The following is a 20,464-nucleotide window of genomic DNA, read 5'->3' on the forward strand; positions in this document are numbered from 1 at the left end:
TAAAAGGTGGCATCTTGGGGAATTGAGTTAAAGTGTCATTCTATACTGTACTTGTTCTATAAGCACAAAGTTAATCCAATTACAGAAACAAAAAATTTGCAAGGTTACTGAAATGAATGTGGATATTGTACAAGCCTTATTATCAAGTGACAGCAAGTTACAGCTATCAAATCGGAAAGGACCAGTAACGGGTAACACGAGGGGTCTATCTTCCAAATCATAATACGAACCAGAAAAATTAGAGTATACGTAAAGATTTGAATGCATAAGAGAAGCCATTTCTTACATCCATTGTTAAAACATAATATATTGGCAGGATTTTGCTGAAAGATATTTAAAATATTCAAAACATTTTGCTGGTGCTTATCACAAATGCAATAATATCCAAATACATAGAAAATCGTAATAAGTAAAAAATGGTCCCTTGTAGATAACAGGAAACCATTTTTGAATTAATCTTTCTATATGCTTCTGTATTCCTGATAAATAAGAAGGAGGTGGAAACTAATCACCCTTTACAGCGGCAATATAGTTATTCTTATAAGAATAACAGCAACCACTTTTATTCATCATGTCCCACAATACGTTACATATGGCCTATCAGTTTCCGGTAATGTGCAATACTCTTCTTGTTCTGGGGTGTGGGCGTATGGATTTGATAATGCATCGAGTAGTTTCTCCATAACGTTGTAGTCTTCACGTTCGACCGCTGCTTCCAGTGCTTCTTCCACTCGGTGGTTCCGTGGAATGACTGCTGGATTGTTATCCTTCATTAGTTGATGGGCCTGGTCTTTCGATTCTTCCTGTCTTTCAAGTCTCTCCTGCCAGCGTTTTTGCCACTGGGTGAATTCATCTGTTTTATACAGATCTGAATCCTCCAGCTTATCAAACGTCAATGCTCGGAACGTGTTTGTATAATCCGCTTTATGTTCCTGCATGAGTTTTAGAAGATCTTCACATAAGGTTTCATCCTCTGCTTCCTCGTTGAAGATTCCGAGTTTTCCTCGCATGCCAGAGATCCAATAGGCATTATAGAAACCAGAAAATTTCCCGATCTCTTTTTCTGCAAGTTTGACTGCTTCATCCTGATCTTCGTGAAGGAGTGGCAGTAGCGTTTCTGCAAACCGTGCCAGATTCCATGCGCCGATCGCTGGTTGATTACGATACGCATATCGACCTTGGGTATCGATTGAACTGAACACAGTTGCTGCATCGAACGTATCCATGAACGCGCATGGTCCATAGTCGATCGTCTCGCCGCTTAGCGCCATGTTATCGGTGTTCATCACCCCATGAATGAAGCCGACGAGCTGCCATTTTGCGATCAATTCAGCCTGACGCTTCATCACTTCCTTCAACAGGATCAGGTACCGATCCTCACCTTTATCTTTTAGATACGGGTAATGGCGGTCGATTGTATAATCAGCGAGCGCCCGAAGGTCTTCTTCGTTTCCTCTTCCTCTCACATATTGAAATGTACCAACTCGAATATGACTGGACGCCACGCGCGTAAGGATGGCGCCAGGCAGTTGTTTTTCACGGATGATCGGTTCCCCGGTTGTCACAACGGCAAGACTTCGGGTGCTTGGAATCCCTAGCGCATGCATCGCTTCACTGATGATATATTCGCGCAGCATCGGTCCAAGTGCAGCTCGACCGTCTCCCCCCCGGGAGTATGGTGTTCTGCCTGAACCTTTTAACTGAATATCAACACGATCACCATCAGGCGTGATCTGCTCGCCATACAACATCGCCCGGCCGTCACCTAACATTGTAAAATTCCCGAATTGGTGCCCTGCATAGGCTTGCGCAATCGGCTGTGAGCCTTCAGGAGCTTCGTTCCCAGCAAGGACCGCTACCCCCTCTTCACTTTTAAGATCTTCAACATTCAGCCCAAGTTCTTCCGCTAATGATTCATTGAGTTTGACCAATTCTGGATCGCGTACAGGTGATGGTTCGATCTTTGAGTATAGATCTTCTGGCAGGCGTGCATAGCTATTGTCCAGGTTCCAGCCTTGTTTTGCCATGACCAATCTCTCCTTCTTTTTTGTCTTATCTATCCCGAATCTTTACTTGAATATTCGTCCTATAGTATTCCTTTTACCGTTTTCACTTACTCTAACACATTCGGATCCATAAAATGAAAAAGGAGAAGGGTGCTTTGATCAGGAAGCACGAGAACCGTCCCCAACTTATTCCCACTTGAACACGTAGCTTGCGAGTGCGAATCCTCCGATGAGCCATGCGCCTAGGATCAGGGTTTCTATCCCTAGCTGGAAAATCGGGGTTCCGATGTTCATCGTTTCCCGTAATGCGGAGCTTAGATGTGCGATCGGCAGGATTTTGACGATCGGTTGGATCCAGTCGGGCATGTTGCTGATCGGGAAGAATACGCCCCCAAGGAACAGCATCGGAAAAGAAGCAAACCCAGCAATCGGACCGGCACTTTCCGGGTTTTTCGCAATGCCTGCGATAATGAATCCGACTGCCATGAAGGCGAGTGTTCCCAGTGTGATGAAAAAGATGACCGCCAGCCATGACCCGACCACATTGATATTGAAGATGAGGTCTGCGATCAAAACGACGAGCAAGGCTTGCGTCCCGTTCAAGAGTAGGCGCGCGGTGATCTGGGCTGCGATAAAAGTAGAGGCTTTCAATCTCGTCCCCTGCATTCTTCGTAAAATGCCACGTTCACGCCAGGCTGAAATTTGCCCTGCGACGCCATTCATGTTGTTGTTCATGATCATCATCGCAACGATCCCTGGTACTAGGAAATCGATGTATCGGATGTTAAGTGCTTCGAGTCCGACCCTTTCAATGGTCACTAAAGGCTGATAGTCGACAAGTTTTTTACTATATTGATCAATGATCCCGTTCACGACCGTCAACCCTAGCTCAGAGGCGGAAAGGTTTTTCTCATTGTAATAGACTGGGAGCGAGAAGGCTTGATTCTTCTCCTTCAAGCTTGCTTCATAGCCTTTCGGGATTTCAATGAGCAGCTGGATATCCCCATTTTCGACAGCTTCTTTTCCGGCTTGAACTTTTTCAAAGGAAGTGGTCTCAATGCCTTCGTTGGTGTCGAACAACTCTTTCAACGTTTTCGATCCATCCGTTTGATCGAGGTCAACGATTCCAGCGGTCAAAGACAGTGAATTTCCGCCACCGACAAAAGAACCAAGGGCGAGCATCAAAATGACCGGAAAGAGTAACGTGAAGAACAAGACTTGCTTATTTCGGGCAAAAATACGGAGTTGCGCTAACGTTAACTGCCAGTATGCTCTCATGATTCTCTGAGGCTCCTTCCTGTCATATGTATGAAGACATCTTCCAATGTCGCAGTCCGCGTTTGCAGATCCTCAATATTCAAATTGTGTTCTGAAGATACCTGGATTAAGGATGTTAACGCGAGCTGAAGGTCGTCCGTATAGAGCTGTACAAAGGTATCCTTGATGGATACTTCTTCGACGCCATCCATTTCCATGAACCACTTTTTCTCAGGAGGATTGGTCAACCGGAATTCGACGGTGCTCGTTGACTGCAATTTTTTCACGAGATTGGTAGGTGTGTCGAGCGCAATCAATTCCCCCTGATCCATGATGCCGATCCGGTCGCAGAGCACATGGGCTTCATCCATATAATGTGTAGAGAGGATGACCGTTTTCCCCCGCTCCTTCAAACGCAAAACGATATCCCATAACGTTCTTCTAGCTTGCGGATCGAGTCCAGTTGTGGGCTCATCAAGAAAAACAATTTCCGGATCATGAATCAGGGCTAACGCAATCGCCAACCGTTGCTTTTGTCCCCCGGAGAGGCTTTTGATTCTATCATTCTGCTTTTCCGTTAAAAGCATATCGCTGATCAATTGCGGGATATCCATATGAGTTGGGTAAAAGCTCGCATATAAGTGCAGAATCTCTTCTACTTTTAATAGTTCAAATAAAGAGGTGGACTGGAGCTGTACACCGATCACTTCTTTGACTTGATTCACTTGTTTTCGAACATCATAGCCTGCTAGTGTCGCCGTTCCTTCATCAGGCTTTCTCAGCCCAACCAGCATTTCGATCGTTGTCGTCTTCCCAGCCCCATTCGGTCCAAGCAAACCAAAAACTTCTCCTTTATGAACCTGAAATGCCACCCCATTCACCGCAACAAAAGAGCCATAGCGTTTCACAAGACCTTTTACATCTACCATAGTTTCAATTTGCATAAGGAACCCCCCTACTGCTGTATTGTTATATGTAAAAAAATAAACCCTTATAGACTTTTCAGGATGATATTTCCATTATACGCGATGTTGGCTCGCTCGCAAATTTCGTCCATTTTCCCCTATCTTTCAACACATTCGGTCTTGGTAAAATAAAAAGGAAGCACGAGAACCGTCCCCAATAGTCCTGCGATGATGTCCATCTCGCAAATTTCGACTATTTTTTTCCTCTAAAGCAGGAATAGTCTGTGTGCTTGTATAATATTATTTCCATAAATGAAGAAATTTTGTTATTTTTCTGACATTTAAGGAAGAGAGAAAAAGGAGGATTGTCAAATGAGTCAAGGGTTAGAGCAACAAGCGCGTGAGCAGTGGAAATCGCGTACAGGGTTCATGCTGGCAGCAATGGGTTCTGCAATCGGCTTGGGTAACATTTGGAAGTTCCCTTACATTACAGGGGAGTATGGTGGATCAGCCTTTATAATTGTTTATTTGATTTGTATCGCCTTGATCGGAGTACCCGTCATGCTCGCCGAATTTGCAGTTGGACGGAAGACGCAGAAGGATGCGGTCGGTTCCTTCCAGGAGCTGACGCCTGGAAAGCCATGGTTCGTCACAGGGCTTTTCGGGGTCATGGCAGCATTCTTGATCCTATCGTTCTATGGCGTCGTTGCAGGCTGGGCGTTATCGTACACGACGAAAGCGATGAGTGGAGACCTTCTCGCTGTTCCTGGTGAACAGATGGCAGATCATTTCGGTGGATTCATCGGAAACGCACTGAGTCCGCTATTATGGCAGACTTTATTTATGGCGATCGTCATCATTGTCGTTGTGAGAGGAATTAAAGAAGGGATCGAGAAATGGAATAAAATCTTGATGCCTACCCTGGGTGTTCTCTTAGTCATCCTAGTCATCCGTTCAGTCACACTTCCTGGTGCAGGAGAAGGGATTGCATTTCTTTTCTCGCCAGATTTCTCAGCGCTGAGTGGAGAGGCCGTTCTCGTCGCTTTAGGGCATGCCTTCTTCTCCTTAAGCTTGGGTATGGGAACGATGATCACGTATGGAAGTTATGTTCCGAAAAATGTAAACCTTCCTACGGCGGCAACGGGAGTAAGTATTGCGGATACTGGCTTCGCTTTATTAGCGGGGTTAGCGATCTTCCCAGCTGTATTCGCCTTCGGGATGGATCCAGCGGCAGGACCTGGACTGATCTTCATCACGCTTCCGGCTGTGTTTGAGTTGATGCCATTCGGTCAGTTCTTTGCGGTATTGTTCTTCTTACTGATTTCTGTAGCAGCACTGACTTCCGCCATTTCGATTTTGGAAGTTCCAGTTGCATACTTCATGCGGAAATTCGAATGGACCCGTAAAAAGGCAACATGGATCCTTGGAACGATCATTTTCTTATTCGGAATTCCTTCATCCCTTTCATTGGGTGCATGGGGCGAATTCACGATTTTTGGTAAAGTATTCTTCGATGCGGTCGACTTCTTAGCCTCTTACATCCTTCTGCCATTAGGTGGATTATGTATCGCTCTGTTTACAGGATGGGCACTTGGCAAACAGAAATCGCTTGAAATTGGAGGATTTGGTGAAGGCAGCGTTTGGGGTAAACTTTGGATCTTCTCCTTACGATTCATCTCTCCGGTTCTCGTTGCGCTTGTGCTATTGTATTCAACAGGGATCATTTAAATTGGGGACGGTTCTCTTGCTTCCTAACGAAGCAAAAGAACCGTCTTTTTATTTCCTTATACACGGTGATGGTCGGCACGCCAATTTTGCACTGCCTTTTTGATTTCATCTGGTGAGAGGTTCTCAGACTGTGCCCGTGCCACAAGACCTGGATATTCTTCATCCGAAGCAAACCGAAGCGCAATGACTTGCTTATGGGTGAGCTTTGAGTCCAATAGATTCCCAGTCATACGATAATAGCGGAAGTTCTCCTCGTTTCGGATGCTTCGATCTTGGAGTTTGAGTACATATAGTCTTAGCTTTATAACAATCAAAATGATTGTAATGAGCATCGATAAGATGACAAGGCTGAGCAGCATCTGGCTCCCGAGGTTTTGGACAATGAAGATGAGCGATAAAATCAGTGTAACAAGAGTGAGAATTCCGATTCCTCTATGGTACAAGGGATCAATCATTCTATGATTCTTATAGTTTTGCTGGTTCATTTTGACCTCCTATTTTAATCTAGCTTGTACTTAAAAAGTATACCGTTGTTTTCGTTCTTTTAGAACTGGGGGGAATTGGGGACGGTTCTCATGCTTCATTACGAAGCAAAAGAACCTTCTTTTTTATCGTCAGCCACTGCCCTTCTCACGTTTCAACAACCACTCCATCGGAAGATACGAGATGAATAATACGACAAGTGCTGCAATTTCAAGATTAATGTAATACATGACGCCTGATCCGAAAAAAGAGAGAATGGTTTGGGATTCTGTAGGATTTGCTAAGTAGAAGAAATTGGTGCCAAGAAGAATATTGATGAAGAAAATAGGAATTGCAATTACATTAAGTGTAATGAAGCCGGTCCATATTGCTTTCCTTGGTACGCGATACCCCTGAAATACAATGAAAAACAACACAGCCCATGTGATGGCGGAATGATGAAGGAAATATTTAAGGAAACGGTAATGAGGAAACTGATAAAATACTTCTGGTGTTATTATGCTTAATATCGGCGGAATCAGACCTGTGAAGAATAGAAAGTTGAATGCTCTTTTGCTAGGCTTGAAGAATAAATAGATTGCGATGAAGATACTGATCGAGCAGAGGTGTAACGGGATGCTGCCGTACTCCCATTGATCCGTTGCAACCAGCCATATATGGCCACTGATTTCACTGATTACCAATATACATAGCAAAATCCATTTGATGATCGACTGGTGAGGTTTCAGTTTGACCCTGGAATGAACCATGAAAAAGGATACAGCCACAAACATCAAGAGCACGGCGATATGCGGAACAGAGAACAACTCGAATGTACGCATTTCGGTAACCGAAAACATGATGCCACCCCTATCCTTCTTATGGTTGTTACAAATAGTCTATTCCGTCTGGATAGGAAAACTTCAGAGGTGCAAACAAGTAAATATCAAAGCGAAGCGCACTGGATTTCACAATGAAATTCACAGTTCGTTTTCTATTGTTATATCAACACTACCCTAAACTTTTGTGGCTAAATAACATATGAATTCACATACCATTTTACGCAAATTCAATATAAAAAACCATCCTTTAAAATAATGTGATGGTTTTTTAAGATATTTTATTCAAGATTTTTCCAACAATAAATCCGAATATTCAACCACTGATAGTTTGCATATTTTTGCATTGGCAATTTCTCCGTGAAAACTCATAAGTATAATCAGCCGTAATCTGAGAACTTTTTTAATTCTTTTATTAGAGCGACTTGTCTGAATGCGATAGAAGGGGTTTTAGCCATAATGCTTTTTTAGCTTGAAAAAAATACAAATGATTTCTTACGCTGCTAATTTTTAACCATTTCCAAATATCCATCTTTGATCTTTGCTGGACGTCTGCTCACTTTGGGGGCATGACGCGGTGGGTGTCGCTTATGGAATTCGTGTATTACCGAGAAGTTTCCATTTCTTGAATAGTACCTGCCACGTTTCTATTTATGTGACCAATTAGATACAGGTGGTTCATTAAACCAATTTTTCCTTATTAATAACTTCAGCCCTTTCTCTGAGTAGTTTTCAATCATCTTGATTAGTTCCTTTAAAGAATCTATGTGATCCTTTTTATAACTGGATACCACTGCACTTTGTAGATTTGTTATACTTACTGGATTAAGGAACATTATTAAATTTGCCATTAATTTATCTGAAAAAGGTGATTCCTTTACTTTAATAACGTGAGCCTCTAGTCCAGTTGTAGTTGGAATTCCATTTTCTCTATAGATATCAGATAAAGAGGCTGATTGATAAAATGCTAACTTTTTCCCTTCTAGTATAAATTTCTTTGTGTCCCTATCCTCTACGACTTCAGAAAAACCGGTACAAAGAGCAATTCCAACATTGTTACATTGAAGGGCACTGAACATATTTGCCAATTCTACCGCATTAAGTGGCCGTTGCTGAGTTGATGCAACTTTGAATAGTTTCCTATCCCTTTCATCTGCTTTTTTATAAGAGAACGAATTATTTTGTAATAAATCTTTATCATTAAGCAATTTTAATAAAGATAAATCTAATTGAATTACATCAATAAGTAGTTTTTTATAAAAACTTTTTACTTTATAATCTGTTAATTCAACATATTGAGCAGCAAGTGCTCGCAATCCATTACCCGTTATATGCTTTAAAATTTCTAGAATTAATTGGTCTGAAAATAGCTTTATTGATGAACTATATATATCATCTTCCCTGAAGAACGGTGTATCTTTATAACCTTCCTCAGACAATAATTGAGTAGCCTCTTGTTCTTGATATGTAGAGATTTCATATATTTCATTTAAAATATTCCTTAAATCAGTATCCTCAGAAGTTTCACTAAGATATTTTAATAATAAATTGATCATGTTTGAACTTGATTGTAAGTACCAAAGGAAACCTAATTCATTTACGTTCATTTTATCCCACCTAAAGATCCAATTTCTTTTTTAGTGTGTCAAAAAAATTCTTGATTATTCATGAATCAGTAATTCTTCCTTTCGAATATGAACAACATTTTATATATCCGACCAAACTGATGTTGGTAATATAATGATTCAAAAATATTGAGGTGAATATCTAAAGCTAACTTCCTTTAATGGGGAAAGTGAGTTATTTTGTAGATGGCGAACAGTTTTATGGCGGGATCAAGTCCCCACTGGCGGAGACGTTCCACCCTGGCTACTATGATCATAAAACCTAATAAAAATAGGGCAACCATAAAATCTTTCGTGACATATAAATAGATACTTACACCGAGAGTAAAAGTAGTATTTCTGAAAATATGGGTGAAATAGATTTTTTGGCAACGTCGGTAAATTATAGAGGACAGTGTGGCAACTAAGATGAAAGAAGTTGAGCCTTGGGAGCCTACCCTCTCTTATGTGATACCAAATGGGCGAGCTAAAACTCCTGATTTTGTATATTTGCTTAGGAGTGAATTAAAATAATTGCAAAGTATCTACTTTTCAACAAAACAAGCTAATAGTAGGTATTCAATAATCGGGGGCTTTAATGGAATAAGTAATATAATGAAATGGGCTTAGAGGAGATTCTCCTCTAAGCCTTTTAGTGTGAATTATACTGTGAATCATTAAACGAATGTTATGTGATTTAGCTTGTGATTTGGTCTGTGTTTTTGCGTTTTGCACCTCACAAGTGAACCCGTTAGGAAATTTCCGATGGGGGGTAAATGATTATTTGATTTTCTCCAGCTCCTCCATGAAGGCAGGTCGCCTTTGATACTTCTGTTCCAGCTCGTTGATCAACTTGCGTGTATTGGTTTCGCCAAAGACTTTTTTATATGGTTTGATAAGCTTGCAGACTTTCCTGTATTTTTTCCGTTCAGTCGCTTGTTCGGCTTCCGTTTTGATGAAGTGTTGATAGATGTCGTTCACTTCTTCAAAGTAATCATCGATCAAGTATGGGTAGAGCGTTTGGATTTCCCACGGTCTTTGTTTTGTGTAGTGAAGAAGCTTATCATACAGTTTCTCTTCTTTCAGGATGTCTACGTAGGTTTGTGATGGGTGCCGCTCTTTTTCAAAAGCTGCGAGGATCTCCTCTAGAACCTGTTCAAACTCATCAGCTTGATACCACTTCTTCAAATCAAGGTAATAGTTGAACTCCCCACCGAGTACAAACTTCCGTGTCAGTTCCTTTACTTTTGGTGTGTCGCCTAACTTTTCATAGGCCGCCAAACGGTATTTTTGCCATCTCAAAACAAGCCCTCGAAAAAAGGAATCTCTACTTTCACCTTCTTTACAAAGTTCGATTACTTGATGATAATTTTCTTCCTCTAAATGATGGAGGATCGCTCTTTCCCTTAGCTTGGGGTACTCGAAATTATCAGTAATGAATGCATAGGCAGCATCGGCACCGTCAAATTGCTCGATTAAACTTAACTGCATTAGCTTCACTTGTTCGCTTAAATGATTTGAACTCCAGGAATCACCGGAAGATTGTTGGAGAAGACTATCCAACTGCTTTTCAAGTTTTTCCCGCCGTTTAGGGTCTCTGGCAAAATAGATGCAATTTCCTAATAAGCTGACACGTTCATCTGACCATCCATCATACCGTTTCTGGAGTGCGGCCTTTAAGAGCGTATTGAAAAGTTTCGTTTGTTCCTTATCGGATAGTTCATCGATTCCTTTAGCAATCGCATCCTCCATGATCTCTTTACTTTCATGGATACAGTATCCTACATCCCCGCTTGAATCATCTGTATATTGAAGCATATCAATCGTAATTGAGAGCACCGTCAAGCTCAGCATCACTGCACTTTCCGTGTCTCCTGATTCTTTCCTTTTATTAGCTTTGTCGAGTGTTGCATTAGCTCCTTGAAGCGCATAGCCGGCATCGTTCCAATGAATGAAACCACGGTGTTTCGCCTTATTGATGAATTCTCTTATCAGCTTTTTACTTTGCGCGATTTCGTCCTCTGCTGGAGCAAATTCGAACAACAGCTTCTTTTCAAGTTCAGGCTGGTCGTCAGCAAGATCCATCAGCACTTGTACCAACTGATCTTTTTTAAGGTTGGAGAGTGTCGATTTCAAGTCCGGCTCTTTATTGGACTTCGGTTCAGCCTTAGGCTTAGCTTTCTTTTTAGTCTTAGGTGCAGGATTGTTTTCCCTTATTTCTCTTAACCCATACAAGGCGGCTGCTTCATGTTTACAAACCGGTCCAAAATCAAAAGGACAGCTGCAAAAAGTACTGATGACCTCCTCTTCTTCATTCAGAGAAATACCTACTTTATAAAAGTCAGTACCGACAATCTCTATGACATAACGATTGTCATCAATCTCTTGAATCCTTTCGATATGGTCCCCTTCAAAATACTTCAGTCCACGTTCTAAAATAATTTCATCGATATAATCTTCAAAATTTGAGAGTTTCATAGTCCAGGGTCCCTTCAAGTGATTGTTAGATTGATTTTAACATAAAAAATCGGCTGTGAAACAAGCTTAGCGACCCAAACAACATCTGCATCCATCTAACCACAACCCCTATGTTAAAATAGAAGAATCGTTCTTTATGAAACTCACAACACATGCAGCATAGGAGTGTACGATTGATGAATAAAAAAGACATAGCGGGTCTCCGCAGACAATTGAAAGCGGATAATGATTTATTGAAGATCTCTGATATTTTTAACGTATATATCATGAAAGAAACAACAGATATTTACCATCATCAGAGCCAACCTTTTGAAATGCTGGACACGGATCAGCAGGAGCTTTTCATCCATAATTTCAAGAAGCTGCTCACAGGACAGATAGATGAAAAGTTATTCGAACTGAAATTCAAGCGCGAGGCAGACAATAGCAGTCAGCTCATTTTACATAAAGGGTTGCTGAGCAGCGAAGTCGAGGATTGGAAGGATCAAATGCTTCAAATGACTGAAAAAATGATCAAAGACCATCCGTATGAAAAGGATGTCGTCATCACCTTCATTAAAGCGGAATATTTGAAGCCGATGAAAAAGCGGAATGAAGAAGCCGAGGAAAGTGAACGGGACGCGGTTTACTCCCACCCCTTCATCCTTTGCAGCATCAACAAGACACAGGAGTCGAAAAAAGAGTTGGTATTCGACTATGTCGAGAAGCAGTTCAAATACAACATCGATGTCGACTCGGTAATTGACCTTGCCACCCCGATGACCGGATTTCTTTTCCCTTGTTTCTCCAATGGTGCATCAGATGTGAACCATGTTTTATACGCTTCTGGGAAAGCGAATGAACCTGATCATAGATTCATAGAAGAAGTCTTGAACAGTGAACATACGATTACAGCGAAAGAGGATAAAGAAGTGTTTGAGGAAGTGATGAGGGATGTCATGGGTGACCAGCTTACCCCCTCTACCCTTGCGAACGTCTATCGTGAAATTAATACGATGGTCGAAGAAAACGAGGAAGATGAAGAACCGAAGCTCGATTACAAGAACGTGGAGCGTGTCTTGAACCAAAGTGGCGGTGAACAAGTCGATTCTGAAAAAGTAAAAGCCGCTTTCGAGAGAATCACCGATAACGAGTCCCATGAACTGAAAGCTAGCAGCGTCGTACCGAAATACAAATCAAAGTCAATCAAAATCCAAACAAAAGTCGCGAACATTTCCATCAGCCCACAAGACCTCGAATACGTTAGACAGGTCAATTACAAAGGGAAACGCTGCATCATGATCGAAATTGAAGAAGATGCAGAAATCGAAGGATTCAAGATGCTTCCAGAAGCTTTTGGGGAGTAGAAGCATAGGTACGGTTCTCCTGCTTCGAAGGAAGCCTGGGGACGGTTCTGCTGCTTCGGAAGCAGCAGAACCGTCCCCAATCACAAAAACAGCTGTATTCCGAAAATAATAAACAATGAACCTGCTAATCTATTCATCAACGTTTTGTTTCGTAAATAGACGTTCTGTATCACCTTTCTCGAAAATAGTAAAGCAAGTGCTGTATGCCACCAAACAACATTCAAGAATATAGCAATGACTGCTCCAACACGAACCCATTGTTCAATTCCAGGAGGCAATACGGTCGTGAAGATACTACCAAAAAAGAGAACAGATTTAGGATTTGATAGATTGGTTACTAAGCCGAACAGGAAAGATCGGAAAAAATTTGTCGACTGGATTTTTTCATCGATGCTTTTGATCTGATGTTCTTTGCTCAGCCAAAATTTAGCCCCAATATAGAGGATATACGCCCCTCCCAGCCATCTTATGAAATTATACGTCCATTCATATTTTTCAAAAAGGAAGCCTACGCCAAATGCTGCAGCACTTGACCAGATCAGTGCGCCTGTGGCAATTCCTAATGCTGTTGCAATTCCCTTACTTTTAGAGAAACGGATCGAGGTTTGTGTAACGGCGACAAAATTGATTCCAGGTATACTCATCGTAAGGATATGGATCATTACAATTACACCAAGTATCTTCATATAGTCCATTTTGGTCATCTCCCCCATTGTAATCTTCACGCCACGAATCATTCATACATCCATTCAAGTGTAGTTCAAATCGAGAAGATCTTGTTATAGAATATGGATAGCATGTTATCCGATTTTTGGATAACGAGGAGGAGATCGCTCTATGGACACTGTAAGCTTGGAGTTGTTTTTACAAATTGCCCGTCATGGCTCGATTAATAAAGCCGCAAATGCCATGTTTTTGGCTCAATCGACCGCAACAAACCGTTTGAAACAGCTAGAGAAATCTGTTGGCAGTCCTCTGTTCACTCGAGCATCGGTTGGAGTCACGTTGACCGCAGAAGGAAAACGCCTATTACCTGTCGCAATAGATGTTGTTGAGAAAATAAGAGCTTACAAGGATTCAAAAGAGAATGAGCAGACGCTGACGCTGGTGGCTGGAAAGGCACTTGCCGCTTATGAATTACCACGATTGATCAGTCACTATCGAAAGGTTAATCCACATTTTAAATGCTATGCCCGATCAACATCATTCAACGAATGTGTATCAGCCGTTTTATCAGGATCCGCCGATATCGCTTTTTTAGGTGCAGAGGTGTATCATCCTGACTTGCAACAAGAGTTTTTGCCAGAAGACCGCATTGTTTTGGTGACCTCACCTGAGCATGAGTGGGCAGATGGGTTTCCCGGATTTGAAAATTGGGGGTCCCAAGAGGTGATCACTTTCGGAAATGATTCAGCCCCTTTCAGGCAACAAATGGATCTTTATTTAGCCAAGCAAGACGTTTTCCCAAATGTGATCATGGAATTGGATAGTCTTAGTGCCGTTAAAGAGATGGTAAAAGAGAACCTTGGGATTTCTATGCTTCCAGAACGTACAGTTTTACATGAGAAGTCAAGTGGCAGCCTGACAGTATTGGACATTGCAAACGGTCATTTAGTACGTCCCACTGTAGTCGCATATCCCCATTACAAAAAAGACGATAAAAATTTCCAACATTTTATCCACTGGATTAAACGGAATTACTAGCTTCATAAAAAAAGACGGTCCTCATGCTCAGGAAGCACGAGAACCGTCCCCATCCATCATCCAAGTGCAACATCTAGAACCATCATGACGGTAAAACCGATCATCAAACACATGGATGCGAGATCCTTATTTCCATTTTCTTGTGACCCTGGGATGACTTCCTCTGCTACGACAAAGATCATTGCGCCTGCAGCAAAGCTTAAAGCAAACGGCAGAATGGGTTCGATTAACGTTACTGCAAGGACGCCGATGATTGCAGAGATCGGCTCTACCATCCCTGAAAACTGTCCGTACATAAAACTCCTTCTTCGGGACATCCCTTCTCTCCGTAATGGCATAGAAACTGCAGTGCCTTCCGGAAAGTTTTGAATACCGATTCCGATCGCCAACGTCACGGCGGCAGCTAAGGAGGCTGATGGAAAGCCAGCCGCAACAGCACCGAATGCCACCCCAATGGCAAGGCCTTCTGGGATATTATGCAGAGTGATCGCAAGAATTAATAGTGTGCTTCGTCTTCTCCGATCAGGATGAAAGCCTTCAGCTTCCTCAATATTCGCGTTGGGATGCAAGTGTGGAATCACCTTATCGACTCCCCAAAGAAAAACACTCCCAAGCATGAACCCGATTGCGGCCGGGACCCAGGCTGGCAACGCACTTTCCTCTGCCATATCAATCGCAGGGGATAGTAAAGACCAGAAGCTCGCTGCAATCATTACGCCACCTGCAAATCCAAGCATTCCATCCATCAACTTTTGGTTCATCGTTCTGGTTGTAAACACCAACGCAGCACCTAAGGCTGTCATCCCCCATGTAAATAAAGTCCCTATTAAAGCTTGCATAAAAGGACTTAATGTAGAAAAAAACTCAACCATCTTCTTCACTCCAATATATTTGAACAAACTATATCAAGTTTACAGGTTTATAGCCACTAATAACGATTTTGAACATTGATTGTAAAGATGTAAAGGGTAGTATTAAAATTCATCATCGTTTATCAATCATACATTAAAGAAGCAGGGCCATTTTCATGCTCCCTACTTAACACTATCTCTAAGACTAATGTCCCCTTCTTTATTCAGACAACGCCATTAATCTATCCCAGAACCCTTTCTCTTCTTTGGGTTCTTCTTTTTTCTCAGATTAAAATTCAATCAAACTTTGAGCTAAAAAAAAAACGGTTCTCGTGCTCAGGAAGCACGAGAACCGTCCCCATTATTCAAACAATGCCATCAATTTGTCCCAGAACCCTTTTTCTTCTTCGGGTTCTTTTTTCTTCTTTTCTTTTTCTGGTTTTTCGATGCTTTCGGTTTTGATGACGAATTGGACGGAAGAGACTTTCTCATTCTTGGATGACACGAATGATACTGCGTTGAAATCGGATTTATCATATTCTGAGATCATCTTGTTGATTTCCTTTTGCATCCCTTCCGGCAAGTCTTTCGTTTCTTGATGCAATTCTTCTGTTCCGTTATGAAGTTCGCCGACGCCGTCCTCTAATTCACCTGTTCCACCTGTCAAGTCCACGATTCCGGAATGCAGCTTGCCATATGAATTGGATAATTCACTGACCCCATTTGTATAACTCACTAATCCGGAGTGGAACTCATTGTAGTTAGAAGAAAATGTGGCTAACCCTTTTTGCAATTCACTAAGCCCGCTGAGATCCATCCCCTCAAGAGAAGCAGACAGATCATCAGCGATCGAATTCAATTGCTCACTCATCTCTCGCACAGAACCGCTGACCTCGTTCAGGGTCGGCTCTACAGCGTCAAAGCCTCCTTTTACATTGGAATAGGTCCCTTTCACTTTTTGGGAAGCTTTATAGGAATCGACCAGTTTATCAACAACTTCTGGATCGGCCCCGCTCGCATACAATTCCGCGATTTCTTCCTTTGTCACCTGTTCAGCAGGGATTTCAACAATTGTACCATCCAACGCATCATAGGCTTTTGAGTAATTTTCTTGTAAGGTTGATAGACCATTTGCTGCTTTCGTCAGTCCATCTGCCAATTGTCGAAGTCCGTCCGGCAATTGTTTCAGACCCGAGAGATCCATTTCACCGGTATCCGCTGGAAGGGCTTTATTGATCTCTTTAAGTGCGTCTCCAATCGAACTGGAGGATCCAACAAGTTTTGCAGATGAACCATCCAGCTCGTTCATGCCATTTTTATATTTTGCCGAACCGTCACGAAGGCTGCCTGCTCCGTTGTTCAATTCGGCTACACCATCGACAAGATCCGCAACACCGACATTCAATTTTCCAATTGCATCGGATAACTTCGACATGTCATCAGTCATCGTATCCATTTTCGATGTATCGATTGGAAGAGTCGATGGGACAGCTGCGATCTCTACTCCCTGGAATTCGAAGTCCTTCACATCCGCCTCTACGCTGAGTTTTTCTTCTTTTCCAGGCATGACGGTGAACGTAATCTGCTTATTTTTCCCGGCATTTGCAATCATTCCGTCTGGTGCTTCAATGTTCTGATAGGTATTCGGCAGCTTCAATGAAACTTGCAACAAGTAGTTTTCATAGAATACGGGATCAACAGCTTTATTCGCTTTCGTATCGATGCTGATTTCGATATGGCCGTTTTGTCCTGCAAGCTCCGATGTGTCCACTTCACGTCCATCCAACTTATAAGAAACCTTCACATCCCACGGAATTTCTGTATCTTGATCCATGTTTCCTTGATAATAGAACTTACCTTCTGGAGCATCCAAACGGACGGTCTGCCCCTCTTGATCGAGTTCTGATAAATCTGTCAGATTCTTGACGGTGCTGTACTTCCCATGATCGAGGATTTCTCCAGCCCGTGCCACATCCATCGTATTCACGACATAGATGTTATCGAGCTCTCCATTGGCGGTTAACGTTGCATAGACCACTTCTTCCTTCGAATTGACTTTGCCTTCTGTTTTTACAGCTTCGGCCACAGCAGCCGTACCATTAAGAAATGAAGGCAAGACGATCATGAAGGCGAGCGCAATATAGAGTATTTGTTTTAATCTCATCATCATTTCTCCTCATAATAGTTTGTTTTATATGTCGTTTTCTTTATGGCTTTATCGAATACAACGAGCATCGCCGGCAGGAACAGAACGACCATCACAAAGGCCAGCAACGCCCCTCTGCCCATCAATAGTCCGATGGCGCCAACTATCGGATTGGAAGACGTGATCCATAAAATGAAGCCGACACTGGATAAAATCGCTGCTGAAATGGAAATCGAGAATGTCTTTTCATCCAACGTTTTCACGGTGGCTTTTCGAGCAGGCATTTCTTTGCGACAGTGCTGGTACGATTCTGTAAAAAGAATCCCATAATCCACCGTTGCAGCAAGCTGAACCGTACTGATGATCAGATAGCCAACAAACACGAGCGGCGTATCTGTAAAATATGGAATCGACAAGTTGATCCAGACAGAAGATTGGATCGTCAAGAGCAGGACCACCGGCATAGAAATTGATTTGAACGTGATCAGCAGTACGAGTGCAATCGTCACAACCGTCAACACGTTCACCACGATATTGTCCTTTGATACGGTATTTTTGATATCGTACAGCGTAACGCTTTCTCCCAGTGTGTGAGCCTGATCGCCATAATAATCCGCAGCCAAATGTTCAACTTTTTCAACAATCGAAAAAGGAATATCCCCTTCTGTCCCTCGATTCGTATTGATCACGATACGACTGTAGTTTTCAGAGTAAAATTCATCCCTGACCGATTCATCGAGATATTCGGGCGGGATTGCCTCGCCCACCATATTTACGTACGCAATCACACTTGTCACATAGTCGAGCCCTTCTAAATTTTCAACAAGCTCCTTCTCTTTCGCCATATCTCCTTTAGGGACTAAGAGAACGATCGGTGTCGTTTCCCCAAAAGCTTCTTCTACCGATACAGCATCACTTCCCGACCGCGTATTTTCCGGCATTTCTCCAAAACCATACGTAAAGGCTGTGTTGCTTTGAGCCAAAAAGGCAGGAACGAGGATGGCAAAAACAAAAAGCAAGCTTGGAACTTTCAGTTTGATCACTTTTTTCCCAAAACCGGTGAAGTCGGGAACGAAGCTCTTATGCTTTGTTTTATCCATCCATTTATAAAATAAGAGGGTTAACGCAGGCAAGAAGACCATGACACTGATGAAACTCAGGAGAATCCCCTTCACCAGGTTCAACCCAAGATCAGAGCCAATTTCAAACTTCATGAATGTAAGCGCGATGAACCCGAAAAACGTTGTTGCGGCACTTGCTGTTATCGCCGGGAATGACTTTTTCATCGCAAGCTGCATCGCTTCTTCTGGACTGTCGGTGGTCTTCCGAAAATCAGAAAAGCTATGTAGCAGGAACACTGCATAATCGAGTGAAACGGCCAGTTGTAAAATCGGCGCAACCGACTGCGTAACAAAGGATACCTCTCCGATGAAGATGTTGGTTCCTAAATTGATCAGGACCGAAACCCCGATCGCTGTCAGGAAAAACAACGGCTCTGCCCACGAAGTCGTCGAGATGACCAGAATCAGAATGATCATAGGAACTAATAAGAGCGCCGCGTTCATTGATTCCTGTCCCGCCATCTTTTGAGAACTTGCCGTATTGATGGCCTCCCCAGCAATCGCTCCATCTTCGCCAATCAGGTTATAGATGGCATCGGTCACTTTCACTTCATCCCCTGAGTTGACACTGATTGATAACAGGGCATTGCCATCTTTGTAGTAGTTTTCTACCGTGTCGTCGTCTGCCATCTCTAGTGGCGTCTTCAAATCGACGACATCATCCAGCCATATGACATCTGAAACACCGTCTATGGCTGAGAGCTTTTCTTTATATTCAAGTGCTTCCGGTATCGATACATCCGTCAACATGACTCTCGTATCCGGAACTGAACCGGTAAACTCCTCTTCCATGATCGCCATCGCCTGCGTCGATTCGGCATCTTCTGGCAAGTAATCTACCATATTATAATTGACCGAAACAAAAAACTGCGCCACCGACGAGATGACCGCAATCGTAACAAATGCAATGACAACTGCTTTCTTATGTTTTATGATCCGTGCTGCTATATTTGACATTTTTGAACCTCTCTTGTGTTTCACGCATTTTCACTTTATCATTATATTAAACACAGTGTTGGTTATTCAACAGACAGTTGTGTTGATTACGTCAGTTTCACGACACAAATCCATACTTTGTTGGATAACTTCTTGAACTTTTTATGAAAACGGTAGAAAGGATCGATAACGATTGACTGATAAATTGGATCGGCGGAAAAAATATACACGGATGGTTTTGAAGGATAGTCTGATGGCATTATTGAAGAAAAAACAGATTTCCAGTATTACGATTAAAGAACTTTGTGAGCTTGCTGACATCAACCGGTCTACATTCTATGCTCATTATGCAGATCAATACGACCTGCTTGAATCCATCGAAGAAGCGTTTATCGAGGATATGGTGGCGACATTTAATGAGTACAATTTTTCAAAAGAAGAAGAAGCCTACCAGATGACAGAAAAGCTCTTTGAGTATATTGCGGAGAAAAACGAGATATGCCAAACCCTTTTGAGTGAGAACAGCGATATCCACTTTCAAAAGAAGGGAATGATGATCACAAAGCAATTCATATTCAAAAACCTGATGATTGAAAATAAGGTTGACGAAGAAACCTTTGAATACATCACCATCTTTTTTGTGAGTGGAAGCATTCATGTGATCAAGAAGTGGCTGGAAAACGGAATGAATAAAACACCCAAAGAAATGGCCGAGATTCTCAACAATTTCATCAACAAAGGCTTATCGGATTTACGATAGGCCACGAAAACCTCTGGCTGCCAACTTAGTGGGTTCACTTGTAAGGTGCAAAATGCAAAAACACGGACCAAATCATATCGTTTGCTTCACATCCAAAAAGGCTTAGAGGAAAATCTCCTCTAAGCCTAATTCTTTTATCTGATTAAAGCCCCCTTCGTATTATAAAGTCAGCCAGTCATTTCTGATTGACCAATTATGCACCCTTTTTTCTCTGCTTTCGAAATATAATGGGGACAGTCTCTTGCGACACCCATTGTATAAATCTGATGTTTAGTCATGATACCTTCCCCCCCTTATTTATCTGTTAAATGGATCTAAAAA

General features: G+C 42.2%; 15 protein-coding genes. 4 read left to right on the forward strand and 11 right to left on the reverse strand.

Translation table 11 applies throughout. The features are described 5' to 3' along the window. Positions 1–569 precede the first annotated feature (569 nt). The 3 genes from ACTWQL_RS08830 to ACTWQL_RS08840 form a co-directional block, all read right to left on the reverse strand. Positions 570–2,027: a protein adenylyltransferase SelO gene (locus tag ACTWQL_RS08830; protein ID WP_443142077.1), complete on the reverse strand. Its 1,458-nt coding sequence runs from the start codon at positions 2,025–2,027 to the stop codon at positions 570–572. A 165-nt stretch (positions 2,028–2,192) separates the two neighbouring features. Continuing rightward, positions 2,193–3,284, reverse strand: coding sequence for an ABC transporter permease (locus tag ACTWQL_RS08835; protein ID WP_443142078.1), 1,092 nt, complete (start codon positions 3,282–3,284; stop codon positions 2,193–2,195). After that, positions 3,281–4,207, reverse strand: coding sequence for an ABC transporter ATP-binding protein (locus tag ACTWQL_RS08840; RefSeq protein WP_443142079.1), 927 nt, complete (start codon positions 4,205–4,207; stop codon positions 3,281–3,283). The genes ACTWQL_RS08835 and ACTWQL_RS08840 overlap by 4 nt, the downstream gene beginning before the upstream one ends. Positions 4,208–4,540: 333 nt before the next feature. Between ACTWQL_RS08840 and ACTWQL_RS08845 the strand changes: the two genes are divergently transcribed. Next, entirely contained in the window at positions 4,541–5,896 is a 1,356-nt protein-coding gene (locus tag ACTWQL_RS08845; RefSeq protein ID WP_443142080.1) for a sodium-dependent transporter, read from the forward strand. A 56-nt stretch (positions 5,897–5,952) separates the two neighbouring features. On the opposite strand, the gene ACTWQL_RS08850 is transcribed toward ACTWQL_RS08845, so the two are convergent. The 4 genes from ACTWQL_RS08850 to ACTWQL_RS08865 all read right to left on the reverse strand — a co-directional run bounded on the left by ACTWQL_RS08850 (position 5,953) and on the right by ACTWQL_RS08865 (position 11,279). Then, complete coding sequence (locus tag ACTWQL_RS08850) at positions 5,953–6,381, reverse strand: DUF6526 family protein (protein ID WP_443142081.1); 429 nt, start codon at positions 6,379–6,381, stop codon at positions 5,953–5,955. 129 nt (positions 6,382–6,510) lie between these two features. Beyond that, the gene (locus ACTWQL_RS08855) at positions 6,511–7,218 is read right to left on the reverse strand and encodes a YwaF family protein (protein WP_443142082.1); all 708 of its coding nucleotides are present in this window, start codon (positions 7,216–7,218) and stop codon (positions 6,511–6,513) included. A 626-nt stretch (positions 7,219–7,844) separates the two neighbouring features. Next, positions 7,845–8,804: a DUF3231 family protein gene (locus tag ACTWQL_RS08860; protein ID WP_443142083.1), complete on the reverse strand. Its 960-nt coding sequence runs from the start codon at positions 8,802–8,804 to the stop codon at positions 7,845–7,847. Between the two features lie 777 nt (positions 8,805–9,581). Next, entirely contained in the window at positions 9,582–11,279 is a 1,698-nt protein-coding gene (locus tag ACTWQL_RS08865; protein ID WP_443142084.1) for an SWIM zinc finger family protein, read from the reverse strand. A 176-nt stretch (positions 11,280–11,455) separates the two neighbouring features. Between ACTWQL_RS08865 and ACTWQL_RS08870 the strand changes: the two genes are divergently transcribed. Next, a complete protein-coding gene (locus tag ACTWQL_RS08870) occupies positions 11,456–12,625 on the forward strand; it encodes a DUF4317 domain-containing protein (protein WP_443142085.1) in 1,170 nt (389 codons plus the stop codon). A gap of 80 nt (positions 12,626–12,705) precedes the next feature. Here ACTWQL_RS08870 and ACTWQL_RS08875 read toward each other — a convergent pair whose 3' ends face one another. Further along, positions 12,706–13,320: a LysE family transporter gene (locus ACTWQL_RS08875; RefSeq protein ID WP_443142086.1), complete on the reverse strand. Its 615-nt coding sequence runs from the start codon at positions 13,318–13,320 to the stop codon at positions 12,706–12,708. Between the two features lie 142 nt (positions 13,321–13,462). Between ACTWQL_RS08875 and ACTWQL_RS08880 the strand changes: the two genes are divergently transcribed. Beyond that, positions 13,463–14,329 (forward strand): LysR family transcriptional regulator, encoded by an 867-nt coding sequence (locus ACTWQL_RS08880; protein ID WP_443142087.1) that lies wholly within the window; start codon positions 13,463–13,465, stop codon positions 14,327–14,329. 56 nt (positions 14,330–14,385) lie between these two features. Here the strand turns inward: ACTWQL_RS08880 and ACTWQL_RS08885 are convergent, their stop codons facing one another. The 3 genes from ACTWQL_RS08885 to ACTWQL_RS08895 form a co-directional block, all read right to left on the reverse strand. Further along, entirely contained in the window at positions 14,386–15,201 is an 816-nt protein-coding gene (locus tag ACTWQL_RS08885) for a ZIP family metal transporter (protein ID WP_443142088.1), read from the reverse strand. Between the two features lie 340 nt (positions 15,202–15,541). Then, positions 15,542–17,344 (reverse strand): YhgE/Pip domain-containing protein, encoded by a 1,803-nt coding sequence (locus ACTWQL_RS08890; RefSeq protein WP_443142089.1) that lies wholly within the window; start codon positions 17,342–17,344, stop codon positions 15,542–15,544. Between the two features lie 2 nt (positions 17,345–17,346). Next, positions 17,347–19,404: an efflux RND transporter permease subunit gene (locus ACTWQL_RS08895; protein WP_443142090.1), complete on the reverse strand. Its 2,058-nt coding sequence runs from the start codon at positions 19,402–19,404 to the stop codon at positions 17,347–17,349. A 172-nt stretch (positions 19,405–19,576) separates the two neighbouring features. Here ACTWQL_RS08895 and ACTWQL_RS08900 point away from each other — a divergent pair, with 172 nt between their 5' ends. Continuing rightward, entirely contained in the window at positions 19,577–20,143 is a 567-nt protein-coding gene (locus ACTWQL_RS08900; RefSeq protein ID WP_443142091.1) for a TetR/AcrR family transcriptional regulator, read from the forward strand. The last annotated feature ends 321 nt before the right edge of the window (positions 20,144–20,464 follow it).

The organism is Pseudalkalibacillus sp. R45 (assembly GCF_052246725.1).
Lineage (GTDB): Bacteria > Bacillota > Bacilli > Bacillales > Fictibacillaceae > Pseudalkalibacillus.